Source organism: Vibrio ezurae NBRC 102218 (assembly GCF_000467185.1).
Taxonomy (GTDB): domain Bacteria; phylum Pseudomonadota; class Gammaproteobacteria; order Enterobacterales; family Vibrionaceae; genus Vibrio; species Vibrio ezurae.
Window position 1 is genome coordinate 13,840 of sequence record NZ_BATM01000033.1, and the last position, 25,096, is coordinate 38,935.

The 25,096-nt window shown below is 43.4% G+C and carries 20 protein-coding genes; 14 read left to right on the plus strand and 6 right to left on the minus strand.

Translation table 11 applies throughout. The annotated features are described in order from the left end of the window. Positions 1-196 precede the first annotated feature (196 nt). A complete protein-coding gene (locus VEZ01S_RS10500) occupies positions 197-1,252 on the minus strand; it encodes a porin (protein WP_021714020.1) in 1,056 nt (351 codons plus the stop codon). 1,134 nt (positions 1,253-2,386) lie between these two features. Here VEZ01S_RS10500 and VEZ01S_RS10505 point away from each other — a divergent pair. After that, positions 2,387-3,079, plus strand: a complete 693-nt coding sequence (locus tag VEZ01S_RS10505; RefSeq protein WP_021714021.1) for an oligogalacturonate-specific porin KdgM family protein — start codon at positions 2,387-2,389, stop codon at positions 3,077-3,079. A gap of 122 nt (positions 3,080-3,201) precedes the next feature. Here the strand turns inward: VEZ01S_RS10505 and VEZ01S_RS10510 are convergent, their stop codons facing one another. After that, on the minus strand, positions 3,202-4,026 hold the full coding sequence (locus VEZ01S_RS10510) for a DUF2797 domain-containing protein (protein WP_021714022.1): 825 nt from the start codon (positions 4,024-4,026) through the stop codon (positions 3,202-3,204). Between the two features lie 644 nt (positions 4,027-4,670). Here VEZ01S_RS10510 and gltX point away from each other — a divergent pair. The 8 genes from gltX (at position 4,671) to VEZ01S_RS10550 (ending at position 15,490) form a co-directional block, all read left to right on the plus strand. After that, on the plus strand, positions 4,671-6,098 hold the full coding sequence (gene gltX / locus VEZ01S_RS10515; RefSeq protein ID WP_021714023.1) for a glutamate--tRNA ligase: 1,428 nt from the start codon (positions 4,671-4,673) through the stop codon (positions 6,096-6,098). 460 nt (positions 6,099-6,558) lie between these two features. Further along, positions 6,559-7,860 (plus strand): trigger factor, encoded by a 1,302-nt coding sequence (gene tig / locus VEZ01S_RS10520; protein ID WP_021714024.1) that lies wholly within the window; start codon positions 6,559-6,561, stop codon positions 7,858-7,860. Between the two features lie 111 nt (positions 7,861-7,971). Continuing rightward, a complete protein-coding gene (clpP, locus tag VEZ01S_RS10525) occupies positions 7,972-8,595 on the plus strand; it encodes an ATP-dependent Clp endopeptidase proteolytic subunit ClpP (protein ID WP_021714025.1) in 624 nt (207 codons plus the stop codon). 71 nt (positions 8,596-8,666) lie between these two features. Further along, positions 8,667-9,944 carry an ATP-dependent protease ATP-binding subunit ClpX gene (gene clpX, locus VEZ01S_RS10530; protein ID WP_021714026.1) on the plus strand — a complete coding sequence of 426 codons (1,278 nt, stop codon included), beginning with the start codon at positions 8,667-8,669 and terminating at the stop codon, positions 9,942-9,944. A gap of 257 nt (positions 9,945-10,201) precedes the next feature. Beyond that, positions 10,202-12,553: an endopeptidase La gene (lon, locus tag VEZ01S_RS10535; RefSeq protein WP_021714027.1), complete on the plus strand. Its 2,352-nt coding sequence runs from the start codon at positions 10,202-10,204 to the stop codon at positions 12,551-12,553. A gap of 184 nt (positions 12,554-12,737) precedes the next feature. Then, complete coding sequence (hbs, locus tag VEZ01S_RS10540) at positions 12,738-13,013, plus strand: non-specific DNA-binding protein Hbs (protein WP_021714028.1); 276 nt, start codon at positions 12,738-12,740, stop codon at positions 13,011-13,013. Between the two features lie 157 nt (positions 13,014-13,170). Continuing rightward, positions 13,171-15,027, plus strand: a complete 1,857-nt coding sequence (ppiD, locus tag VEZ01S_RS10545) for a peptidylprolyl isomerase (RefSeq protein ID WP_021714029.1) — start codon at positions 13,171-13,173, stop codon at positions 15,025-15,027. Between the two features lie 157 nt (positions 15,028-15,184). After that, positions 15,185-15,490 (plus strand): ComEA family DNA-binding protein, encoded by a 306-nt coding sequence (locus tag VEZ01S_RS10550; RefSeq protein WP_021714030.1) that lies wholly within the window; start codon positions 15,185-15,187, stop codon positions 15,488-15,490. Between the two features lie 2 nt (positions 15,491-15,492). Here VEZ01S_RS10550 and rrtA read toward each other — a convergent pair whose 3' ends face one another. After that, positions 15,493-16,029 (minus strand): rhombosortase, encoded by a 537-nt coding sequence (rrtA, locus tag VEZ01S_RS10555; RefSeq protein ID WP_021714031.1) that lies wholly within the window; start codon positions 16,027-16,029, stop codon positions 15,493-15,495. A gap of 5 nt (positions 16,030-16,034) precedes the next feature. Between rrtA and VEZ01S_RS10560 the strand changes: the two genes are divergently transcribed. Beyond that, positions 16,035-16,697, plus strand: coding sequence for a tRNA-uridine aminocarboxypropyltransferase (locus VEZ01S_RS10560; protein WP_021714032.1), 663 nt, complete (start codon positions 16,035-16,037; stop codon positions 16,695-16,697). Here the strand turns inward: VEZ01S_RS10560 and VEZ01S_RS10565 are convergent. The 3 genes from VEZ01S_RS10565 to VEZ01S_RS10575 form a co-directional block, all read right to left on the minus strand. Beyond that, positions 16,694-18,007, minus strand: coding sequence for an anti-phage deoxyguanosine triphosphatase (locus VEZ01S_RS10565; RefSeq protein ID WP_021714033.1), 1,314 nt, complete (start codon positions 18,005-18,007; stop codon positions 16,694-16,696). The two genes, VEZ01S_RS10560 and VEZ01S_RS10565, sit on opposite strands and share 4 nt — an antisense overlap. Positions 18,008-18,079: 72 nt before the next feature. Then, complete coding sequence (gene yfbR / locus VEZ01S_RS10570) at positions 18,080-18,667, minus strand: 5'-deoxynucleotidase (protein WP_021714034.1); 588 nt, start codon at positions 18,665-18,667, stop codon at positions 18,080-18,082. 53 nt (positions 18,668-18,720) lie between these two features. Further along, positions 18,721-19,935: a pyridoxal phosphate-dependent aminotransferase gene (locus VEZ01S_RS10575; RefSeq protein WP_021714035.1), complete on the minus strand. Its 1,215-nt coding sequence runs from the start codon at positions 19,933-19,935 to the stop codon at positions 18,721-18,723. 225 nt (positions 19,936-20,160) lie between these two features. On the opposite strand from VEZ01S_RS10575, the gene VEZ01S_RS10580 reads away from it, so the two are divergent. The 4 genes from VEZ01S_RS10580 to menC all read left to right on the plus strand — a co-directional run bounded on the left by VEZ01S_RS10580 (position 20,161) and on the right by menC (position 25,096). Then, on the plus strand, positions 20,161-21,465 hold the full coding sequence (locus VEZ01S_RS10580) for an isochorismate synthase (RefSeq protein WP_021714036.1): 1,305 nt from the start codon (positions 20,161-20,163) through the stop codon (positions 21,463-21,465). Next, positions 21,462-23,189 (plus strand): 2-succinyl-5-enolpyruvyl-6-hydroxy-3-cyclohexene-1-carboxylic-acid synthase, encoded by a 1,728-nt coding sequence (menD, locus tag VEZ01S_RS10585; protein WP_021714037.1) that lies wholly within the window; start codon positions 21,462-21,464, stop codon positions 23,187-23,189. Before VEZ01S_RS10580 ends, menD begins: the two co-directional genes overlap by 4 nt. Then, complete coding sequence (locus tag VEZ01S_RS10590) at positions 23,190-24,023, plus strand: alpha/beta fold hydrolase (RefSeq protein WP_021714038.1); 834 nt, start codon at positions 23,190-23,192, stop codon at positions 24,021-24,023. 77 nt (positions 24,024-24,100) lie between these two features. Next, entirely contained in the window at positions 24,101-25,096 is a 996-nt protein-coding gene (gene menC / locus VEZ01S_RS10595; protein WP_021714039.1) for an o-succinylbenzoate synthase, read from the plus strand.

Below are 25,096 nucleotides of genomic sequence, written 5' to 3' on the forward strand. Positions count from 1 at the left end.
TAAAGAAGGTGCTCTTTTACTCAATGTATTTCAACACCCCAAAAGAGGGGTCGATAAAATTAGCGATAATACTTTCGCCTATTCCATACCTTTGCCTCTTCCTTGGCATAAATAAAAAACGCTGACTTTAAGCCAGCGTTTTGATTTTATGTCAGTTACTGAGCCTTAATATAGGGCTAGCGTTCAGAAATGAGACTTAGAAGCCGTATTCAAGACCGAAGCGAGTAACGATATCTGTGTCTTTTTCAGCAGTGAAGTCAGAGCGAGCTGCAACACGTACGTAAGGTACGAAACCGTTAATTACACCCATAACCTGAACAGATGCGATGCTGTTTGCATCATCTTGTTTAGTGCCATCTGTTTCAGAATCAAAGTTAGCTGCGTAACCTGCTTTGATGCCTAGTGGGCCATTCCACCATTGACCGATTACAGAAATCGAGTCTTGAGTTTGCTTACCTTTAGTCGTGTCTGCTTTGTTGTCTACTTCTTCATGCTTAAATGCCGCTGCGATGCCAAAGCCTGCTGGAAGACCAGCTTCAAAACCAACGATGTATGCTGAAGTTTCATCTAGGTTAGCGCGAGTTGCTGCTTCTGCTGCACCCATTAGAGTCACTGTGCTGAAGCTGTATTTAGCGTTACCACTGTAGAAGTAAGCATCGCGAGTTGCGCTACCGCCACCATTGTCGTTGTCATCACGACCAACAGACGCTGCAAAAGTGAAACCGCCGTAGTTTGCAGAATCAAAACGAACTTGGTTCGATTGACGATCGTAGTGACCGCTGATGCCACCCCAATCAAATGTTGCACCTAGACCTGGGTTAGAGAAAGGCCAGTCAACGATTTCATATAAAGGAGTAAGAACTCGACCCACACGAAGGTTACCCCAGTCGCCTGAAGCACCAAGGAAAGTATCACGGAAACCTAGAACACCACCTGAAACGCCGCCGTGTCCCCAGTCTGTGTTATCTACATAACCAGATTCGATTTGCATTGTGATTAGGAAATTATCGAACATGTCTTTAGAAGCACGGAAGCCGATACGTGATTCGTTTTCTACCGCAAAGCCTGTGCTTGCGTCTCTGTTGTCACCCACGTTGTAGTTAACTAACGAGATTGCAGCAACACCATAAGCTTGAACGTTAAAGTCAGAGATGACACCGACTTGGCTTGATTCAGTGTTTGCTAACGCTGAACCAGATGCCAAAAGACCTGTTAATGCAATAGCAATCGCTGTTTTATTGCATACTTTCATTTGAAACTCCTTGTATGGATACAGTTTTAATTGTTTCCTAACCACTTTTTATTGGGGGTAGAGGTTTTGGAAACGTCTAATATTGAACAGTTTGTAAACCCACGTTTTTCTTTTGTTGTCTGTTGTTTATCAGTTTGTTCTGATGGGGTTATATTCGGTTCTGGAGTATAAAACTTCAATATAAACTTAATTTACATCTCGAAAAATGAGATGGAGTGCACTCTTTGTACGAAAAGTGAGCTTTAGATCACTTTTTAAAATTGAACTTTTATATTGTTTTGTTTTTTTTATAAAATATTAACATAAGTCATTGTTATTTAAGGGGTTTATTTTAAGTGTAATTGTGTATAATTCGCATTTATAAAAAGTCCTCTAATAGCTCAAGTTGCTAAATTTATCGATAATAGTCTCAATTAATTTGAGATCTTGTTTAAATAATGTGACTTAATTCTCATTGGAAAATAAAGAAAATTGAATATTTGATGAGTGGGATGCTCTGCCTACAACTGAGGTACTGAGTTAACGTGTAACGGCGAGCTCGCTTCTGGGGGGGCGTTTACTTATTGAGCTAAATAGGCTCAGTATGGCGGGATTTTTTTCTTAATCGCTCACCCTTGTTACCTATCTTCGGCAAGGTTGAAGTGATGCAATATGAAGGTGGTGTGAGCTTGATCGCTATTTTGTTTTGTTTTTTATAACAGAACCCCAAGCAAACTAAAATCGACCTGATATGACTCTCATTTCATGTTGGTTATGACGCTTATTTTGTGATTTTCGTCAATTTTGAATTTATTATCTTATTCTTTTCTTTAATTATATTGCGGCTAACCTTTTGTTATTTATGGGTTAAATAACTTATTAACTTTTTACTGTTTCTTTGAGGTGACAGCAGTCTCAATGCAATTGCTGGCATTGTTTTTTTTCGATGAACTCCCTCACTATTTTAATACGTTGTGACACAGAAGGGGCTCTGTGTAGTGGGCGCTTATGCTCGACACAAGCTGTGGGTCTTGTGCGGCACTTAAAGAGATGCTCAACAATGAATAGTGATACCTAAGCCAAATGTTGGAGTGAGCTCCTTTTCGTTGTGGGTTTGGGAAATCGGAAAAATAATGAGAAAAAATAGGTAACATTATGAAAAAAATTATCGGGTTAAGTGCATTGGCAATCTTGGTTTCGTCGCCGGTATTAGCATCGTCATATGTAACGGGTAACATTCAATTCCACGATGATGGCCGTATTCACGGTTCAAAATCTACATCCACCCTCGAAGCGGGTCATACTTTCGACAATAGCTTAGGTGGATTGACGCTTTACACTGAGTTTGACGGTATACAGTTAGGCGAGATTGTTACAGAAAAAGGGGGAGCGGGTACTACAACACCGGCAATAACCTTAGGTGGTGAACAATCCTTCAATCTAACCGATAACTTATGGGTTGCCGCGGGCTATCAACATTTGATGTCGGCAGGCGACTCTATTCAATACCGCCCTTTGATTAAAATCGGCTATAACTTTGACAATGGTCTATCAATTAGCAATCGAACTCGCGCGCATATTGATGCGACAGATTCTGATGCTGATACCGATTACCGAATGGATAACCGTATCGCTTATAACTTTGCAGATATGGATCTAGCGCTAAGTTACAACAATGTGTATATGATTGAAGCGGAAACCATGGATCACGAGGTTCGTGCTACGTGGACGAGAAAAGGTGTTCAACCTTATTTTGAGTTCCGTAGCCAAGCGAATGGATTGGACAACGCGGCGGGTAGTAGTTTAGTCAACAATGCGTTTGTCTTTGGTGCGTCATACGGCTTTTAAATAATCAATATCGCTGAACGTTATTGTTCATATTGACAGTCAACGTAGCCTTTATCGCCGGACTCGATCAGACGTCCGGCTTTTTGTCCTCATCATAGTTATAGACTGGATGGATAAGGCGATTAAAACTCAGCGCAGATTTCATATGAGGTGAATTTACGCATATTGATAACACCAGTATCAAAGTATAAATATTGCCCTTTGATCCCTAGCAATACCCCACCGAGTTCGGGGGTTTTATCAAAGTTAAGTGATGTGATTTTGGTTGGGTATTGAGTGACGGGGTAGTCGATATCAATAACGTCTGCGTCGAGCTTTTCTATCGCATCTTCACCAAATTGTAGCTGAAGCTCTGCTAATTTAGCTTCAATTTGTGGGATCAACTCTTTGGCTTTTTGTTGTAAGTCGATAGGTTGTGCTTTGCCTTTTAGCATGTTTCGCCAGTTGGTTTTATCAGAGATAAATTCGGCGAGTGCAATTTCAACCAACCCGGATTGTAAACGTGAGCTGACTTTAAATAGCGGCAGTGCTTGGTTGGCACCTTGATCGATCCAACGAGTAGGAATTTGAGTATGGCGAGTAATCCCGACTTTTATCGCTGTCGTGTTGGCAAGATATACGTAGTGAGGAACAAAGCAGTTTTCCTCTCCCCATTGTGGCTCTCGGCAAGTCCCTTTCTCAAAGTGGCAAGTCTCTGGCTTCATAATGCACATATCGCATTTGGCCAGCTTAGTCATGCATGGATAGCAGAAGCCTTGTGAGTAACTTTTTTTGGTTTTTTTACCGCACTCTTGGCAATGGATGTGGCCAGTATGTTTAAGGATAAGCTTTTGCCCAATGAGAGGCATAAGGTCTAATTGTTGATCATCCAGTGGTAACTGATAAGACACTTGCCCATTTTCTAGGGAAGACGTCATTTTTCGGATGTGACCTGAAAGTTGAGCCATTCTGTGTGAGTTCCTATTTATTGAATACTGTTCAGTGTGCCCAGTAGTATACCAATCGTCACCATAAAGTGGTTGCGATAATGAGTTAAGTTTCTTTAAAGCTAAAAAATACCTAGAAGCTAAGCCGTTGTGAGTTATTGAAATTACTGAAAAATAATAAAATCGCTGTAATTTCACAGTTTATTAATGTGATCTAGGTCACATAATTACACCAATAAGTGTTGAGTGTCATAATAATGAAATATTCAGATTGTAATTGCGAGTGGTGTGAACGATATTAGTGGTGGTTGTTAAATAATTATTAAAAAGGAAAGCCTATGCACCACAATACTACAATGATTGAACACTCTGAACTGGGTCTAATTAGCCGTATCGCTCTATTTTCATTAGCGGCTTTGGTTGTTATCGTTGGTCTGGTTTTTTAATGATAATCAATGAGAAATAATCTCTCATTGTACTGACTGACACTCATTGCTCGTCTAGTGACGAGTTCAATTAAGCGGTTTGCTTTTTGCTAAAACGTCATTTATCTATCGCTCTTTATCTAGAAGCTGTCCCTTTCCGTTGTACATTTGCACTTCGGTGCTAAAATAGCGGCAAATTATACGCTTATTCAAGCGACTGGACTGTGAAAGGTAAATTCAATGACGGTAAAAACTCGTTTTGCCCCAAGCCCGACTGGCTATCTGCACGTAGGTGGTGCGCGTACAGCACTGTATTCTTGGCTTTATGCTAAAAACCAAGGCGGTCAATTTGTACTGCGTATCGAAGATACTGACCTAGAGCGCAACTCACAAGAAGCGGTAGACGCTATTCTTGAGGGGATGAAATGGATGGGCTTGGATTGGGATGAAGGTCCTTACTACCAATCTAAACGTTTTGACCGTTATAACGAATGTATCGACTTGCTGCTTTCTGAAGACAAAGCGTACAAATGCTACGCGTCTAAAGAATTACTAGAAGAAATTCGCGAAGAGCAAGAAGCAAACAAAGAAATGCCTCGCTATGATGCTAATCACCCTAAAGTTGTTGCAGCAAATGCTGCCGCAAAAGAAGGCGATGATTACGTGGTACGTTTCCGCAATCCTAAAGAAGGCAGTGTTGTTTTTGAAGACCAAATCCGTGGTCGTATCGAAATTAGCAATAGCCAGTTAGATGATCTGATCATTCGTCGCACTGACGGCGCTCCTACATACAATTTTGTTGTTGTAGTGGATGATTGGGATATGGGAATCACCCAAGTGGTTCGTGGTGAAGATCATATCAATAACACCCCTCGTCAAATCAACATTTATGAAGCATTAGGTGCGCCTGTTCCGACGTTTGCTCACTGTGCAATGATCTTAGGTGATGATGGTGCCAAGCTGTCTAAGCGTCATGGCGCTGTTTCAGTGATGCAATATCGCGATGAAGGTTACTTGCCAAATGCTCTAAATAACTACTTAGTACGTCTAGGTTGGTCTCATGGCGACCAAGAAATCTTCTCAGAAGAAGAAATGATCCAGCTATTTAGCTTAGATGCGGTATCTAAATCAGCATCGGCATTTAATACCGATAAGCTATTGTGGTTAAACAACCATTACATTAAGACATCTGCGCCTGAATATGTGGCTAAATATCTGCAATGGCACATCGAACAACAGAACCTAAACATTGATAATGGCCCTGCTATCACTGATGTGATTGAGCTAGTGGGTGAGCGTTGTAATACCTTGGTTGAATTGGCTGAGCAAATCCGCTACTTCTACGAAGACTTTAGTGAATTTGAAGCCGGCGCAGCTAAGAAACACCTTCGCGGCGTAGCAAGAGGCCCACTTGAGCTAGCACTAGCAAAAGTAGAAGCACTGGCTGATTGGTCGACTGAGTCAATTAAAGAGGGTGTGATTGCAGCCGTTTGTGAAGAGCTTGAAATTGGCATGGGTAAAATTGGTATGCCACTTCGCGTTGCGGTAACTGGCGGCGGTCAATCGCCATCTGTTGATGCTGTAATGGCATTGATTGGCAAAGAGCGCGTTATCGCTCGCATTAAGCTGGCTCTAGAGTTTATTACAGCTCGTGAAGCAAACGCTTAACGCTCAGTTCATCACTTTGCAATTTAAATGATTTATAAACCGTTAACTTTGCCGTTAGCGGTTTTTTTATTTGAACAAGATCTCGTTTTTCAAACTTGAAAATCAATTTTGATGATTACCGTTGATTTTGTCGAACATGCCCCCATTGTATTGCTACGAGATATTCCTATTACAGGACTCTATCTACAATAATTGAAGAGGGTTTAGGCTCATCTCTCGACAGGGCAAGCCTATGTCGGTAGAATGTCGCGTCAATTTATTACTCTGAGGTCAATTGGAGATGTCTTAAATAAGGTATCGCTAATTGATTCGTTGTTACCTGATTACCTTAATTATGTAACAGCGGCACTCTTTTTGTATTTAGGTGTCTCTTTGGGGCACACACTAGGATGTTGTCACCTGTATTAAAACGGTGACGCTATGCTCAGGAAACTGAGCTTTTGTTGAGGTTTATAAAATAATGCAAGCTACTGTTGAAACTCTAGAAGGTCTTGAGCGCCGTCTAACTATCACTGTTCCTGCTGCTAACATTGAAGATGCAGTGACAGCTGAACTACGTAACATCGCTAAAAATCGTCGTTTCGACGGTTTCCGTAAAGGCAAAGTGCCTTTGAAAATGGTAGCGAAAATGTACGGTAACGCGGTACGTAACGACGTTATGGGTGAAGTGATGCAGCGTCACTACATCGAAACTATCGTTAAAGAAAAGATCAACCCAGCAGGTGCACCTACTTTCGCACCAGTAGACACTACTGAAGGTCAAGATCTTGTATTTACTGCAACTCTAGAAGTTTTCCCTGAGATCGAACTGAAAGGTCTTGAGAACATCGCTGTTGAGAAGCCTGTAGTAGAAGTTAAAGATGCAGACGTAGACAACATGATCGAAACTCTACGTAAGCAACAAGCAACTTGGACTGAAGTTGATTCTGAAGTTAAAGAAGACTCTCGCGCAACTATCGACTTCGTTGGTTCTATCGACGGTGAAGAATTTGAAGGCGGAAAAGCTGAAAACTTCCCTCTAGAAATGGGCCAAGGTCGCATGATCCCTGGTTTTGAAGACGGTATCGCTGGTAAAACAGCAGGTATGGAATTTGAAATCGACGTAGCATTCCCTGAAGACTACCACGCTGAAAACCTAAAAGGTAAAGAAGCGAAGTTCTCTATCAAAGTGAACAAAGTTGAAACTCGTGAACTTCCAGAGCTAACTGACGAGTTCGTTGCTAAATTCGGCGTAGTTGAGGGCGGCATTGACGCACTTAAAGCTGAAGTTCGTAAGAACATGGATCGTGAACTTAAGCAAGCGCTTAAGAGCCGTATCAAAGAGCAAGCGATTGACGGTCTAGCGAAAGAGAACGACATCACTGTTCCTGCAGCACTTATCGAGCAAGAAATTGGCGTACTTCGTCAACAAGCGGCTCAACGTTTCGGTGGCAACACTGACGCAGCTGATCAACTACCTCGTGAGTTGTTCGAAGAGCAAGCTCGCAAACGCGTAGTTGTTGGTCTTCTACTTGGTGAAGTTATCAAAGCAGAAGAACTAAAAGCTGACGACGAGAAAGTGAAAGCACTGATCACTGAAATGGCGACAGCGTACGAAGATCCTTCTGAAGTTATCGCTTACTACGAAAGCAACGAAGAAATGATGAACAACATGCGTAACGTTGCTCTAGAAGAGCAAGCGATCGACGCTATCATCGCTAAAGCACAAGTGACAGAGAAAGAAGAGTCATTTGATGCAATTATGAACCAACAACCTGCTTAATGCTGTTTGGTTTGCGTAGAGGGTTGACTTTTCAGTCACTCTTCTACTAATAATGGTCCGTATGAGATAATCATTCGGGCCATTTGTTTTTAGGGATAGGGATATAACACTATGAGCTACCAAGAAAAAAATGTAATGTCGCCAATTGTGGATGCACTAGTACCAATGGTAGTAGAGCAGTCATCACGAGGTGAGCGTTCTTACGATATCTATTCTCGCTTGCTAAAGGAGCGAATCATCTTCTTGACTGGACAAGTTGAAGATCACATGGCCAATCTTGTAGTGGCCCAGCTGTTGTTCCTAGAATCAGAGAATCCAGAAAAAGATATTTTCCTATACATCAACTCTCCTGGTGGCAGCGTGACTGCGGGTATGTCAATTTATGACACTATGCAGTACATCAAGCCAAATGTGAGCACTGTATGTATGGGACAAGCGTGTTCTATGGGCGCATTCCTATTAGCCGGTGGCGCTAAAGGTAAACGTTTTGCACTGCCAAGTGCGCGTGTAATGATTCACCAACCATTAGGTGGATTCCAAGGGCAAGCTTCTGATATTCAAATTCATGCTCAAGAGATTTTGACTATCAAGAAGAAGCTTAATTCACTGCTTGCTGAACATACAGGTCAGCCAATGGAAGTGATTGAGCGTGATACCGACCGTGACAACTTTATGTCTGCTGAAGAGTCAGTTGCTTATGGCTTGGTAGATTCGGTATTGTCTCGCGGCAATTAAGTCGTCGGTTCAAGATTTTTTGATGTAAACTTTAATCATTGAATTGAAGTTTAAAGCTAAGAGGTTAGCGAATGACAGATAAAAGCAAAGAGGGTGGCAAGCTTTTGTACTGCTCTTTCTGCGGTAAAAGTCAGCATGAAGTTCGCAAATTGATCGCGGGCCCGTCCGTCTACATCTGTGACGAGTGTGTTGATCTTTGTAACGATATTATTCGTGAAGAGATCAAAGAGGCGCTTCCGAAGAAAGAGTCTGAGGATTTGCCTACCCCACGAGATATTCGCGAGCACCTTGACGAATATGTAATTGGTCAAGAATTTGCGAAAAAAGTGCTTTCCGTAGCAGTATATAACCACTATAAGCGTCTTCGTAACGGCGATAAAACCGCAGACGGCGTTGAACTTGGTAAGAGTAATATTTTACTTATTGGTCCTACAGGCAGTGGTAAAACATTACTAGCTGAAACGCTGGCTCGTCTTCTAGACGTACCGTTTACCATGGCAGATGCGACCACATTAACTGAAGCGGGTTATGTGGGTGAAGATGTAGAAAACATCATCCAAAAACTTCTGCAAAAATGTGATTACGACGTAGCGAAAGCTGAACGTGGTATTGTTTACATCGATGAGATTGACAAGATCTCTCGCAAAGCCGAAAACCCATCGATTACTCGTGATGTTTCTGGTGAAGGTGTACAACAAGCACTACTTAAACTGGTTGAAGGTACTATTGCTTCTGTTCCACCACAAGGCGGACGTAAGCACCCTCAACAAGAGTTTTTACAAGTTGATACTTCTAAGATTCTATTCATCTGTGGCGGTGCATTTGCCGGCCTAGATAAAGTCATAGAACAACGCGTAGAAACTGGCTCTGGTATTGGTTTTGGCGCTGAAATTCACGCTAAAGACGAACAGAAGAGTGTCAGTGAAATGTTCAAACAGGTTGAGCCTGAGGATTTGGTCAAATACGGCTTAATTCCTGAGTTTATCGGTCGTCTACCTGTAACCACAACATTGACGGAACTTGATGAAGCTGCACTGATTCAAATTCTTAGCCAACCTAAGAACGCACTAACGAAGCAATACGCTGCTTTGTTTGACCTTGAAGATGTGGAGTTAGAGTTCCGCGAAGATGCACTAAAAGCGATCGCTAAACGTGCAATGGAGCGCAAAACAGGGGCTCGTGGTTTACGTTCTATTCTTGAGAATGTACTCCTTGAAACCATGTATGAATTGCCTTCTAAAACAGACGTTAGCAAAGTAGTCATTGATGAATCAGTGATTAATGGCGAGTCTGAACCACTGATGATTTATGACGGTGGTGATAATCAGGCAGCAATTGCTGAGTCTTAATCGTTCATTCGATAGATAAAAAGCGAGCTTCTGCTCGCTTTTTTTATTTTTGATGATCTATGATCATCTATCTACTGTAGCAACAATCGTAACCACAACGATGGGCATTGCCCTTATTAAGTCGTGTTTTTGCAGTCATTTAAAGCAAAAAGAACGCTATTTTAATAAGTTAACTGATTCTTATTGTTACAGGTATTGATTCTATTTAAAGTGACCTTATATAAAGACCATAAGCCGAAAACGGAAGAGAGATAATTATGAACTTGGAGCGTTCCGAGCGTATTGAAATACCCGTGCTGCCATTACGAGATGTGGTCGTTTACCCACATATGGTCATTCCTCTGTTCGTTGGTCGTGAAAAGTCGATCAACTGCCTTCAATCTGCAATGGATAATGACAAGCAAGTCCTGTTAGTTGCTCAAAAAGAAGCGGACACAGAAGAACCCACCAAAGAAGATTTATTCCAAGTAGGTACTGTTGCAACCATTTTGCAATTGTTGAAGCTGCCTGATGGTACAGTAAAGGTACTTGTCGAAGGCCAACAGCGCGCCAAAGTTCACTCTATTCGAGAAGATGAGTTCTTTGTTGCAGACGCTGAATTTCTGACTACTCCGAAAATTGATGATAAAGAAGAAGAGGTGGTGGTACGCAGTGCAATCAACCAATTTGAAGGCTTTATCAAGCTTAATAAAAAGATCCCGCCAGAGGTATTAACCTCGTTAAACGGTATCGATGATGCACCGCGCCTAGCCGATTCAATCGCCGCTCATATGCCATTGAAATTGGCAGAAAAACAGCGTGTGCTAGAAATTATCGATGTAAACGAACGCTTAGAATTCCTGATGGGAAGCATGGAGTCAGAAATTGACATCCTGCAAGTTGAAAAGCGCATTCGTGGCCGTGTTAAAAAGCAAATGGAGAAATCCCAACGCGAGTACTATCTGAATGAGCAAATGAAAGCGATTCAGAAAGAACTGGGCGATATGGACGATGCTCCAGATGAGTTTGAAGCACTGAAGATCAAGATTGAAGAATCTAAAATGCCAAAAGATGCTCGTGAAAAAACCGAGCAAGAACTGCAAAAGCTGAAAATGATGTCTCCGATGTCAGCCGAAGCGACCGTGGTTCGTAGCTACATCGATTGGATGGTAGGCGTGCCTTGGACGAAGCGTTCAAAGGTGAAAAAGAACTTAGCGAAAGCTGAAGAAGTTCTGAATGCCGATCACTACGGTCTTGAGCGCGTTAAAGAACGTATTTTAGAGTATTTGGCGGTGCAAACTCGCATTAATAAACTGAAAGGCCCTATTCTGTGTTTGGTCGGTCCTCCTGGTGTGGGTAAAACCTCGCTAGGTCAGTCTATTGCTGCGGCAACAGGCCGTCAGTACACACGTATGGCGCTAGGTGGCGTACGTGATGAGGCTGAGATTCGTGGTCACCGTCGTACCTACATTGGTTCTATGCCGGGTAAACTGATTCAGAAGATGTCTAAGGTTGGGGTTAAAAACCCACTGTTCTTGCTCGATGAAATCGACAAAATGTCATCAGACATGCGTGGTGACCCATCGTCAGCATTACTTGAAGTACTTGATCCTGAGCAGAACAATGCCTTTAACGATCATTACCTAGAGGTGGACTACGATCTGTCTGATGTTATGTTCGTAGCAACCTCTAACTCAATGAACATTCCGGGTCCATTACTTGATCGTATGGAAGTGATTCGTCTATCGGGTTATACCGAAGATGAAAAACTGAACATTGCCAAGAACCACTTGCTTGAAAAACAGATTAAGCGTAATGGTTTGAAAGCTAATGAAATTGAGGTTGATGATTCTGCAATTATTGGAATTATCCGCTACTACACTCGTGAAGCGGGTGTGCGTAGTCTCGAGCGTGAAATCTCTAAAATTTGCCGAAAAGCGGTGAAGAATATCCTACTGGATAGCGCACTGAAGAAAGTGGTAGTGAACCAAGATAATCTGAAAGAATACTTGGGCGTACAGCGCTTTGATTACGGTAAAGCGGACGATCATAACCGTATCGGTCAAGTGACTGGACTGGCGTGGACGGAAGTCGGTGGCGATCTACTCACGATTGAAACTGAATCTATGCTCGGCAAAGGCAAGTTGACTCAAACCGGTTCATTGGGCGATGTCATGCAAGAGTCGATTCAAGCTGCGATGACGGTAGTAAGAAGCCGCGCTGAAAAACTGGGTATTGCGCCAAACTTCTACGAGAAACGTGATATTCACGTTCACGTACCAGAAGGTGCTACACCGAAAGATGGCCCAAGTGCGGGTATCGCAATGTGTACAGCACTTGTGTCTAGCTTGACCGGAAACCCAGTTAAAGCAGAAGTTGCTATGACCGGTGAAATTACACTGCGCGGCGAAGTGCTGCCTATTGGCGGGCTTAAAGAGAAGCTATTAGCGGCGCACCGTGGCGGTATTAAAACCGTACTGATTCCTAAAGATAACGAGCGTGATTTGGAAGAAATCCCAGAAAACGTCAAAAAAGATATCACAGTGAAACCAGTGCAGTGGATTGATGAAGTGCTAGCAATTGCATTACAAAATGACCCTACAGGGGTCACTTTCCAAGCGGAACAGTGATAAATAGCAAAAAATAGCATGTAAATTAAGCTGATAGGTATAAATTACTTGTCAGCTTTTTTATTGAACGCTACCTTAACTGATGAGGCTATATCCCTTTCATACCAAGGGCGTGGCTAGATTCATACAACAATGGAATTGACCTACTCTAAATTTCACTCGAGTAGTAATAGGGGAATACATAGTGAACAAAACTCAGCTTATCGAAAAAATTGCAGACAACGCCGATCTATCTAAAGCATCTGCTGGCCGTGCATTAGATGCAGTAGTTGAAACAATCAGTGAAACTTTGCAAAGTGGCGACCAAGTTGCTCTAGTAGGCTTTGGTACCTTTAGTGTCCGTACTCGCGCTGCTCGTACTGGTCGTAATCCAAAGACGGGTGATGAGATTCAAATTGCAGAAGCAAAAGTACCTGCATTTAAGCCAGGTAAAGCTTTAAAAGACGCAGTTAACGAATAATCTGCCTTCAGAACCGATCAGATAGCAAATTATCGCTATCAAACCCTGTATTTATGCGCATCCTACTGGTGCGCATTTCTTTTTCTGATATTATCGAGGCAAAGATTTTTAGAGCCTGAATAGTATACAGGCCACATTTTCGGAGTTTCGCACTATTATGATGGAAAGATTACGCGAAGGCGTAAATAGCATAGCCGTTAAGATCATTCTAGGTTTGATCATTCTCTCTTTCGTTTTCACTGGCGTAAGTGGCTATTTGGGTGGCGGACACAGTTCTGCTGCAAAAGTGGGAAATACTGAAATTTCTCGTCCTGAGTTTGAACAAGCGTATCAAAATGAACGTAACCGAGCTCAACAACAAATGGGTGACTACTTTACCAGCCAACTTGGCGACCCTGCATTCGTGCAGTCGTTCCGTCAGCGCGTGCTGGATCAAATGGTTAACCAAATCCTGCTAGAACAATACGCAGACTCTTTGGGTCTACGCGTAAGCGATGAAAAAGTTCGTGAAGTGCTATTGAGCATGCCTCAGTTCCAAACTGACGGTAAGTTTGACCAGCAAGTTTACCTCGCGGCACTTCGTCGTGGTGGTTACAATGCTGAGAGCTTTGCCGAATACTTACGTAGCGACCTTGTTCGTCAAAAGATTTTGGGCGCTGTTGAGCAAAGTGAATTTATCCTTCCACAAGAAGTAGCTCACGCTTCAGGTCTTTTAACTCAGACTCGTGACATTCGCACTATCACGATTCAACCGAGTGAAATGGCGAAAACAGTTACACCAACCGCTGAGCAGCTACAAGAATTCTATAAGAACAACCCAGCTAACTTTACTCGTCCTGAGCAGTTCAAGATTTCTTATATCGAACTTTCTGCAGAACAGATGAAGAAAAGCGACTCTGTGACAGATAAAGACGCAAAAGACTTCTATGAAAAGAACATCGATCGTTACTCGACTCATGAGCAACGTAGCCTGAGCCACATCTTGATTCAAGATGAAGCGAAAGCAAAAGATATTCTGAGCCAACTAAAAGCGGGTGCTGACTTCGCAACGTTAGCTAAAGAAAACTCTGAAGACATTGGTTCTGCTGAGAACGGTGGTTCTTTAGGTCTGGTTGAGAAGGGTGTTATGGACCCTAAATTTGAAGCAGCAGCATTTGCTCTACAAAATGTAGGCGATTACAGTGACGTTGTTAAATCAGATTTTGGTTACCACATCATCAAGCTAGACGGACTGAAGAGCGCGCAAGCTAAACCATTTGCTGAAGTTGCAGCTGAAATTAAAACAGAAGTGGCTGAGCAAGATGCGGTGAACCGTTTCTACGAGCTGCAAAACAAACTAGAAACAGTGGCATTTGAATACCCTGATTCTCTAGATGATGCGGCTGAAGCTGTAGGTCAAAAAGTGGTAACCACTGACTTCATCTCAAATGCAGACGCTCCAGCGATTCTTAAGTCTCCTGCGGTAATGCAAGAGCTGAAAACCCCTGAAGTAAGCGAAGACGGCCTAAACTCTGCGGTAGTTGAAGTAGACCCTGAGCATATCATTGTGGTTCGTATTGATGACTCTCGTCCGCAAACCGTACTTCCTTACGAAGAAGTTGCTGCGAAAGTAAAAGCTCAGTACCAACAAGTTGAAGGTCAAAAGCTAGCAACAGAGTTAGCGGATAAAGTGGTTAGTGCACTTGAAGCTGGCGATGATTCTATTTTGGCTAGCAATAAGTTGAGCTTTGGCGCGGTGGAAACTGTCAATCGCAGCTCTGAATTGTCACACACTGTGTTTGCTATTCCTCATCCAACTAAAGATGCATTGCACTACGCTAAATCAATTGATACTGCGGGTAATATTGTGGTTATTGAATTGGCTAAGGTGAATACTTCTATTGATGCTCAATACAATGAGCAAATTGGTCAGCAACTGCAAAGTGCTAATGTTCAGCAAGATCTTATGGGCGTGCTGCAAACGCTACGTCATAAGACTGATATCGAGTACTACATCTCTGAAGATGCGCAGTAATTGATCACTCGCTGATACATAAATTCACGGGCCGCACTTAGCGGCCCGTTCTAGTTTTTACCCCATCCTATTCTCAATAAGAACTATCTCTTCTAGGTTAGTCGATGAGGCTATGAGCTTGGCTTGTAGCATTTTGAATCAAACGAAGGAGATAGGGATGACTTTTCCAAATTTAAAACGATATGTAGCGATAGTACTATTAGCCTTGCTGCCTTTTGCTGCATACTCCGCTGATGAAAGTAAAGCCGACCACTATGAAGGGATTGAAATAGAGGTGAATATCAACACCGCTTCTAGTCATGAGCTCGCTACTTTATTGTTGGGTGTCGGAGAGAAGAAAGCACAGCAGATAGTGTCTTACCGTGAAGTGCATGGCGAGTTTAAACACGCCGATGACTTACAACAAGTGAAAGGGATAGGGCAGGCGACCGTGGATAAGAATCGATCGCGTATTCGGTTGTAGTATTATCGTTTAAGCACTTTATGGGCTAGTACTGCGATGGCTAGCCCTGTAATCGACCCTATTAGGTGGGATTCTGTCGAGACTCTAGCATTGATTAACGTTGCTGTAGAAAGTGATATTAGCCCACTGTTTTCTGCCACGATCTTTATGCCTAACCCCGCTAACAAAAACCAACTGCTGCGCTTGCCAGCGGCGATTTCCTGATACGCATACAACGCAAACAGTCCATGCAGTACACCGGAAAGACCATAATAAATATGGGTATCGGTAAAGAGTAGTCCAATCCCAATACTCGTTGATAGAATGGCTATGGCAATAGCCAGTGGTTTCACTTTGGTTTGAAATAAGTGACAGATAACCCATAACCCTGCTAGATTCATGCCTAAGTGGTAGGTATTGGTATGGGTAAAGTTACCTGTGAATATACGCCACCACTGCTGAGACGCTATGACATCGTGCTGCCAGCGTAATGCTTCGGAGAACGAAGGAATCAAAAATACAGCTAACATCAAGCTGAACGCAATGAGGAATTTATACACGTTTTATGTCCCGATACTGTGAGCGCTGTGGTCGCGCTAAAAAAGCTTGCCTGTGCCAATGGATTGAAACGGTTGAAAGCACTGTAGAGGTGGTCATTTTGCAGCACCCTAGTGAGGTGAATCAAGCGAAAGGTACTGCCAAAATCATAGAGTTGTCTGTTTCGCCCTGTCAGTTACTGGTGGGTGAGGACTTCTCGGAGCACCCGCTGGTTAATCAGTGGATTTCTGAGCCAAATACGTTAAATCTACTCATGTACCCATCGGCAGAGTCCGCGGAGCTCAACGCGCATTATTTGTCACAGCGCTCTATATTCGATTCAGCGGCGCAAGAGAGTACAAGCTTGAGTATAAGTACAGAGTGTAAAACACGTTTGTTTCTTATCGATGGCACTTGGAAAAAAGCTTTTAAGATTTTCCAACTTTCGCATAATTTGCATGGACTGAATCAGGTGCATCTACCGACACACTTGCAAGGTCGATACACGATACGCAAAGCGCCGAAAGCCAACGCCTTATCGACACTTGAAGCGGCTTATCATGCGCTGAGTATACTTGACGCGTGCGATGCAACCCCTTTAATTACCGCTTTTGATAAAATGGTAGAGTTTCAAATTGCTCAACTGCCAGCAGGGACATACGATAAATACCTTGGTGGCCGGCATCGTTAACTGGCAAACATTTTTGAATGCAACTTTTTTGCATAGCCGTCAGTCATTGCTGAAATATAGTCACAGATAACTCTAAAGCCCTGATCTTGCTGATCTCTTGCCAGTTGCCATTTCTTTTTGGTTGCTTCAGGCAGTAAGCGTTCAGGATCGCCACTAAACGCTTCAAATAGATCAATGATCACTTGTTGGCCTTTATATTCGATTAACTGAACCTCTGTGGCTTGGATGACGTAACAGCTAACAAAATCTTTGAATACTTTAAGTACCTCTAGCATAGGCGCTCGCAAGGTCGCGTTGTATCGCAATAAAGGATGAACAAAATCTGCGTTTCTGATTTCGGTCACTTCAGCACTGGTGAGTAGCGCATTGACGATACTGCCTATCGCATCTTTACGCAGATAGTGCTCCCCAGAAAAGAGCTGCTCTGTAAGCGGTTGTATTTCGTTTTCCATCCAAGTATGACCGCAATGCGCTAGCCTGCTGGCTGCTGATTCAAGCCATTGCTGCTTAGAGACTAAACCCAGTACGATAGCATCCTCTAGATCATGGACGCCGTAGGCAATATCATCGGCAAGTTCCATGATGGAGCAGTCTAATGATTTAAACTGTGTTTTTTTGGTCACAGAGCGCTGTCCTGAATGGGGCTGCAATTGGCTGAATGCCGTTTTGTCTTGTTCGGATAGAGGGTGCAATACCCAATCAAAATAGACTTGGTCAACATCAAATACCCCTTTTGCTGGCATCCAACGACTGGCTTTGAGCTGTCTCGGGTTATCCACGCCATCAGGGATGCTGTCTCGCTCTACTTTGCTGAGTAAAGCGGGGTATTTTAACAAGCCAAGTAAGGTTCGACGACATAGATTCATCCCATGATGTTGGGTGTATGGCTCAAGCTGGCTGACGATTCTAAAGGTTTGGGCATTCCCTTCAAAGCCGCCATGTTCACGCATCATATAATTGAGTGCGACTTCACCGCCATGTCCATACGGTGGGTGTCCAATATCATGCGCAAGGCACAGGGTTTCAATGAGGCTGGTGGTGGGGAGTATTGAGCTCAATTCTAAATGTTTTGATTGCAGCTGCGCCAGTATCCCAGATCCGATTTGTGCCGCCTCTAATGAGTGGGTGAGGCGAGTGCGATGAAAGTCATTGCTGCCCGTTCCATGCACTTGAGTTTTGGCTTGTAAACGACGAAATGCGGCAGAGTGGAGTACGCGCGCACGATCTCTTTGGTAGGGATCACGGTGATCATTTAGCCGCACTTTCTGCTCGCTATTGATGCGTTGTTGCCAGAGTTTATCTACTTCCATGCAGTGTCATTGCCCATGTCATTTAAATGTCTGTGTCCGCTAACGGTGTCCTTTGTTGTTGAATTAGATCAGTTAGCTAATTTCATCCAACGTTAATTCAAAACTAGCAGAGAAGGTTTTGAGGAAGTAACACATTTCAGGGGAGTCTCTGTCTTGTAGTGTTTGTTCCAGACGTCGCTTCGCCGCTGCAAACTCATGGTTACCTGCTGACAGTTCTTCTAAGCACTTAAGATAGGCGCAAATGCAATCGGCTTGTTTTACCAATGAATGCTCTTCTTCGGTTGCTTCACCACTGATAAGAAAAGGTTTAAAGTCTTCGACCAATTCTTCTGGCACCATTGACAATAACTTTTGTTCGGCAGCGGCTTCTATCTTTTTGTATTCTTTCGCGATGTAAGGGTTGTAGTATTTGACTGGTGTCGGAAGATCGCCCGTTAACACTTCGCTACTGTCATGATACATGCCTAATACCGCAATGCGTTCTGGGTTGAGTTTTCCGTTAAATTTTTTATTTTTAATGATGGCTAAAGCATGCGCCACGAAAGCGACCTGTAAGCTGTGTTCCGAAATGTTTTCTTTTGAAACGGAACGCATCAATGGCCAGCGTTGAATCAGTTTCATTCGAGCTAAGTGAGCGAAAAAGTGGCTTTCGTTGTGCATGCTAATCATCCTTAATGTGTAAAAAAAGAGGCGCTAGGCCTCTTTAGTATCAATTATTGTGTGTATTGAGTAATGAAACGCTCAAAGCGACTGATCGCGATTTCGAGGTCCTCGGCATAAGGCAATGTCACTATTCTAAAGTGATCGGGTTTTGGCCAATTGAACCCTGACCCTTGAACTAACAGCACTTTCTCTTGTTGTAAAAAGTCGAGTACCATTTTCTGGTCATCATGAATTTTGTAAATTTTAGGGTCGAGTTTAGGGAAAAGATACAATGCTCCCTTTGGTTTCACACACGAGACGCCGGGTATTGAAGTGATCATGTCGTGGGCTTTGTCACGCTGTTCGAGCAGGCGCCCACCCGGTAAAATCAGTTCATTGATACTTTGATAGCCACCCAGCGCAGTTTGCACCGCATGCTGCATTGGCACGTTGGCACACAATCGCATAGAGGCGAGCATATCCAAACCATCCACATAGCCTTTTGCAATGTGTTTTGGCCCGCTAATAAACATCCATCCGCTACGGAAACCACAGATGCGGTAGGCTTTTGATAACCCATTAAATGTGACCATCACTACGTCGTCGGCCAGTGTGGCAATTGAAGTGTGAGTTGCACCATCGTAAAGAATTTTGTCGTAGATTTCGTCAGCGAAGATGATCAGTTTATGCTGGCGTGCAATCTCAACGATTTGCAATAGAAAATCTCGACTGTACACCGCGCCAGTTGGGTTATTCGGGTTGATGAGTACAATGCCGCGAGTTTTTGGGGTGATTTTAGCTTTGATATCAGCAAGGTCTGGATACCAATCGGACTCTTCATCACAAATATAGTGGACTGGGGTGCCACCCGAGAGTGATACCGCGGCGCTCCATAATGGGTAATCAGGTGCAGGTACCAGCATTTCGTCGCCGTTATCGAGCAAGGCTTGCATTGCCATGACGATCAGCTCAGAAACCCCATTCCCCATATAGACATCTTCAACATCTAACGATAATAAGCCCTTTTTTTGGTAGTGCTGTACTACGGCTTTACGAGCAGAGTAAATCCCTTTTGAGTCGCAATAACCTTGAGAAGTCGGTAAGTGTCGTAATACATCGACTAAGATTTCTTCTGGAGTATCGAAGCCGAATGGGGCGGGGTTACCAATGTTTAGCTTAATTATTTTCTGCCCTTCTTCTTCCATGCGCTTAGCATGTTTTAGTACAGGACCACGAATGTCATAGCATACATTATCGAGTTTTGAAGACATCTCGATATTTTTCATTGTCAACCCTTAAATTTAATCGATGAGAATAGTATCAAATTACACTAAATTGGTGTTTTTGAGTAGAAAAATCTATGCCCAAACAATTGAGTTATCACGAATTGAGAGCTTAAATTTATGTTTACTCTACAATTGTAGTTGTCCTGCTTGATTTGGCTAATCACTCGCTCTAGAGTAAGCCAATTATTGGGTAATCATAAGAAAAATAGAGGGTTAGGGGTCACATTGTCTCATTTTGCAAATGCTATACAGCAACTCGCCCAACACATTGAATCTGCGCCTATTGATGCTTGTCGTATTGAGGTGCCAGTAGAAGAAGTTTGCACTGATTCCGTTCTTCCTTGGATGGAAAATCAACCTCTTTTCCCTAAGTTCTACTGGCAATCTAGAGACACAACGGAAGAAGTTGTCGCATTAGGTCAAGCAAGAACCTTTAATGAAATTAACCCTGCTTACTCTATGCTAAATCATAAGCAACGCATTTGGGGTGGGTACGCTTTTCCGTATAAAGATAACAAAGGGCGCTGTTTAAGCTCATTCTTCTTTTTACCGCACATAGAGTTGGTTCGACGCAATCAAGATTGGTTCCTTGCGGCCAACTTAATGGAAGACAGAGACGCGGTGCGTCGTGCAGTGTATTTACTGTGCGCAGATACTTTGCCCTTGCCAAATTCGCTGCCAGCGGTAAAAAACGTGACTCATACTCCACGTAAAGCATTGTGGAATAATACGGTTGAATTGGCTTTACAGGCAATTACGACGACTGAGCTAAAGAAAGTGGTGTTGGCTCGTCAAACGACGATTAAACTTGATTCAGCACTAAAAGGTGTTGAACTTCTGGCATTAAGCCGCAAGCAAAACCGCCACAGCTTTCACTTTTTGTTACAACTTGAGCAGGGACACTCCTTTATAGGCTCTACACCAGAGAGATTGTATAGTCGCCGAGGCCAACTGATTGAAACAGAAGCGTTGGCAGGGACGATAGGTCGACATAGTCACCCCGCTCAAGATTTAGAACTTGCAAACTGGTTGATTAATGACAAAAAAAACCTACAAGAGAATCAATACGTTGTAGATGATATTGTCGAACGTTTAACGCCATTTTGTAATAACGTAGAAGTTGATGATGAAGCTCGTTTGGTGAAATTGCGTCGCGTGCAGCATTTAAAAAGGCATATTCAAGCCGAGTTATCAAAGCACGCAGACAAAAGTAAACTTTTAGAAGCCTTGCAACCCACCGCAGCGGTGGCTGGATTGCCACGACATTTAGCGCTTGAGTTTATTGAGCAGAATGAACCGTTTTCTAGAGCTTGGTATAGCGGCTCTGTTGGGTATATTAGCGACCAAAATGCGGAGTTTTGTGTGGCGATTCGTAGTGCGCTAGTGCAGGACGATAACTTACATTTGTTTGCGGGCGCAGGCATTGTACCGGGCTCAGAGGCTGAACATGAGTGGCAAGAACTGGATAAGAAAATGTCGACGTTACTGAGTTTAATCACTGAGCAAAGTGTGTTGGAACAAGCTTCATGAGCAAGCCGGTGCAGCCCCATGTTTCTTTAACGCAGCTTAATCAAGCACAACTGAATCGAGTGTGGTCGGCGGTACTGATTGAAGAGGCTACCCGATTTGGTGCTCAGCATGTGTGTATTGCGCCGGGATCGCGCTCAACACCATTGGCACTTGAAGCCATTAGGCATAATGCACTGACGTTGCATACCCATTTTGATGAGCGAGGACTAGGCTTTTTTGCTCTTGGCATAGCTAAAGCCACCGAGCAGCCAGTGATTGTCATTGTGACCTCCGGGACTGCGGTAGCCAATTTACTTCCTGCGGTTGTCGAGGCCAATCTGACTGGCGAAAGGTTGATATTACTGACCGCAGACCGACCTAAAGAGTTAGTGGGTGTTGGAGCAAATCAGGCCATTGTTCAGCAAGGCATCTTTTCAAGTCATGTAACTCAAGCGCTGGTTCTGCCTAGCCCCAACAGTGAAATTGCGCTTGATTGGTTGTTGTCTGAATCGGCAAACATAATGGCAATTCAAGCCCAATTAAACGGGCCTATCCACATTAATTGCCCTTTTCCTGAACCACTGTATGTGGCTCAAAGCCCCCAATTAAATCAACTTATAGAGCTACCTTCTGGGTGGTTTGACTCAAATCGACCTTATCTCGATGCCGCCCCTGCATGTTCAAGTAGTGAAGATTTACACTGTTGTATTCAGCGTTACAAAGACCGTAAAGGACTGATTGTCGTGGGTAGGCTCACACACGAGAAAGCAAAGCAAGTTAACGCACTGGCGATACAATTGGGCTGGCCTATTTTGTGTGATCCTCAGTCGGGCATCAGTTCTGACTGGAGTGGCTATGATATTTGGTTACAAAGTCCATCTGCAAATAGAGAGCTTGCTCAGTGTCAGGTTATCTTGCAGTTTGGCGCAAGATTAGTGTCAAAAAGGTTGCTCAGTTTTATTAAGCACAGCGTTGCTCGGCCAGATTTTGCGCGATACATACTCGTGTGTGATGAGCCAGGAGTGCTAAATCCCGATCACTTGCCGATGTTACGCTTAGAAGGTGAATGGCAGTTAGATTCAACCCTCCATCTTCAATCATCTAGCCGTGAGTGGGGTGATGGACTCAAAGCGCACAGCATCAATGTACTCACTCAAGCAAAGGGACTGGCTTCAACCACGATTACAGAGATTGAAGTTGCGATGAAACTGCATGAGCTCACTGATGGTTTTGAGCTGTTCTTAGGCAATAGTCTCGGAGTGCGCTTAGTGGATATGTTATCGACAAAGCTCAATAGCCGCGTATTTTCTAATCGAGGTGCTTCGGGAATTGATGGCCTTATTGCTACCAGTGCCGGTGTGGGAGTTGCCTCAAAGCAGCCAACGTTAACGCTACTTGGTGATACCTCATTGCTGCATGATTTAAATTCTCTTTCATTGCTGGCGCAAAGCGGCGGGATTGTATTAGTACTCAATAATGATGGTGGCGCTATTTTTGATATGCTGCCCGTGGATGACAATCATAAACAACGTCTTTATCAAATGCCTCATGGGTATCAATTTAAGCAAGCGGCTCAGCAATTTAACATGGGCTATGCGCGTCCAAGTACTTGGGCGCAATTGCAGCAGTTGGTCGCAGATTTTGATGGGCAGTCACCGCGCTCATTATTGATTGAAGTGGTGACTCCCGCAGGACAGGCTTCTGCACATATAAAATCCCTCAGCTTAAATATCCAGAGCCAATAGATGCCTCAAGATAGCCGTATTCATCCGCCACTTCGTGCGTTTCGTTCTGCACAGGGTAAGCCAACACTTAGGGTGGTATTTGTGCATGGCTTCTTGGGGAGTGCAGAGGATTGGCATTCACAAAAAGATCATCTGCCTATTTGTTGGGATCTCTATGCGATAGATCTTCCCGGGCATGGTCATGCCAGTCAATTTCCCATACCTGATAGTATTGATGGGTTTGTTGAATTTATTGATCAACAGTTGCAACAACTTCCCGATGATAAAGTGCCACTGGTGCTGGTGGGATACTCTTTAGGTGCACGTTTATTGATGCATTTTGCGTTAACCGCTCATCATCGCCCAATGCCTATTGCTGGATTTGTATTCGAGGGAGGAAACTTTGGCCTACAAAAAGGGTCAGAGAAGCAGGAACGTTGGGAAAATGATCGTCGTTGGATAACTCGTTTTTCTGAGCAGACACTTCCTAATGTCTTACAGGATTGGTATCAGCAAAAGGTGTTTGCATCTCTATCAAGGGAGCAAATAAAAGCATTGGTCGAGGAGCGTTCACACAATGCGGGTGCGGCATTAGCACAGGTCATGTCGGTGACTTCACTGGCTCATCAGGATTATCTACGGGATAAACTATGCGCTGCTGAGCAAAACACACACTTAAAAACGTATTATATTGTGGGTGAACACGACGTGAAATTTATGGGCTTGTATACACAAAACAAAGTGCCATTTTCAGTAATACTAGGGGCTGGACACAACACACATAAAGAACAGCCTTACAAATATGCACAAAAGTTGACACAGCTCTTATCCATCGAAGAGGTAAACTCGATATGATGCGCCTCGCACTGAGTTAGTTGGCTTCAGTGTTAGCTTCAATGTCGGCTTAAATATTGGCTTAGGAAATTATAATTATGAGAAAGGCTAATTTATATCGCTATCAGCTTGAGATGGATAGCGGTGTTATTTTACGTGAACAAAAACTGACGAATCGAGAAGGCTGGATTGTCGAATTATCGGAGAATAATCGAGTCGGATATGGTGAGGTCGCCCCCCTGAGCGGATTTAGCCACGAAACCATGGACCAAGCATTTGTTGAAGTGGTGGCTCGATTAAAAAAATGGACAGCAGGAGAGGCGCTCGATAGTAACTCCTCTTATCCTTCCGTTGCCTTTGGTTTATCCATGGCGGAATTTGAATTAAACGGTTTATTGGGCGCAGAAGGGAACTATCAAGCCGCCCCTTTTTGCCATGGCGATCCCGATGAACTCCTTCCTGCATTAAAGGCGATGCAGGGTGATAAAGTTGCGAAAATTAAAGTCGGACTCTATGAGCCTATTCGTGACGGAATTTTAGTGAATTTATTTTTAGAAGCGACTCCTGATATACAGCTTCGACTGGATGCGAATCGTGTTTGGGATTTAGACAAAGCCAAACAGTTTGCGAGCAAAATAAACCCGTCTTTACGCTCTCGTATTCAATATATCGAAGAGCCGTGCAGTGCACCGGGTGACAGTTTGACGTTTGCCATCGAAACGGGCATTGCTATTGGTTGGGACGAAACCTTGCAAAACGGGGTGATGAACCCAGATTTTAACTTGGAGTTTTTAACCGGTGCGAAAGCGATTGTGATTAAGCCTATGTTAATTGGCAATATTCAGCGTTGCATCCAATTGATAGAAAAAGCACAAGCACTTGGGCTTGTCGCTGTGATCAGCTCTAGCATTGAATCCAGCCTAGGGCTATCTCAACTTGCTCGCTTAGCTCATCAATTTACACCAATGACTACACCGGGTTTAGATACGCTACAGTTGTTTAAAGAGCAGTTACATACTCCGTGGCCAGGCAGTGAATTACCGATCAGAAGCTTGAGCTCTCAAACATTAGTTTGGCATCAGAGCTCGGAATAA

Bases quoted from the DNA above. Each gene is read 5' to 3' on its own strand.
- VEZ01S_RS10500 (WP_021714020.1), bottom strand. From the start codon at position 1,252: ATGAAAGTATGCAATAAAACAGCGATTGCTATTGCATTAACAGGTCTT.
- VEZ01S_RS10505 (WP_021714021.1), top strand. From the start codon at position 2,387: ATGAAAAAAATTATCGGGTTAAGTGCATTGGCAATCTTGGTTTCGTCG.
- VEZ01S_RS10510 (WP_021714022.1), bottom strand. From the start codon at position 4,026: ATGGCTCAACTTTCAGGTCACATCCGAAAAATGACGTCTTCCCTAGAA.
- gltX (WP_021714023.1), top strand. From the start codon at position 4,671: ATGACGGTAAAAACTCGTTTTGCCCCAAGCCCGACTGGCTATCTGCAC.
- tig (WP_021714024.1), top strand. From the start codon at position 6,559: ATGCAAGCTACTGTTGAAACTCTAGAAGGTCTTGAGCGCCGTCTAACT.
- clpP (WP_021714025.1), top strand. From the start codon at position 7,972: ATGAGCTACCAAGAAAAAAATGTAATGTCGCCAATTGTGGATGCACTA.
- clpX (WP_021714026.1), top strand. From the start codon at position 8,667: ATGACAGATAAAAGCAAAGAGGGTGGCAAGCTTTTGTACTGCTCTTTC.
- lon (WP_021714027.1), top strand. From the start codon at position 10,202: ATGAACTTGGAGCGTTCCGAGCGTATTGAAATACCCGTGCTGCCATTA.
- ppiD (WP_021714029.1), top strand. From the start codon at position 13,171: ATGATGGAAAGATTACGCGAAGGCGTAAATAGCATAGCCGTTAAGATC.
- VEZ01S_RS10550 (WP_021714030.1), top strand. From the start codon at position 15,185: ATGACTTTTCCAAATTTAAAACGATATGTAGCGATAGTACTATTAGCC.
- VEZ01S_RS10560 (WP_021714032.1), top strand. From the start codon at position 16,035: ATGTCCCGATACTGTGAGCGCTGTGGTCGCGCTAAAAAAGCTTGCCTG.
- VEZ01S_RS10565 (WP_021714033.1), bottom strand. From the start codon at position 18,007: ATGGAAGTAGATAAACTCTGGCAACAACGCATCAATAGCGAGCAGAAA.
- yfbR (WP_021714034.1), bottom strand. From the start codon at position 18,667: ATGCACAACGAAAGCCACTTTTTCGCTCACTTAGCTCGAATGAAACTG.
- VEZ01S_RS10575 (WP_021714035.1), bottom strand. From the start codon at position 19,935: ATGAAAAATATCGAGATGTCTTCAAAACTCGATAATGTATGCTATGAC.
- menD (WP_021714037.1), top strand. From the start codon at position 21,462: ATGAGCAAGCCGGTGCAGCCCCATGTTTCTTTAACGCAGCTTAATCAA.
- VEZ01S_RS10590 (WP_021714038.1), top strand. From the start codon at position 23,190: ATGCCTCAAGATAGCCGTATTCATCCGCCACTTCGTGCGTTTCGTTCT.
- menC (WP_021714039.1), top strand. From the start codon at position 24,101: ATGAGAAAGGCTAATTTATATCGCTATCAGCTTGAGATGGATAGCGGT.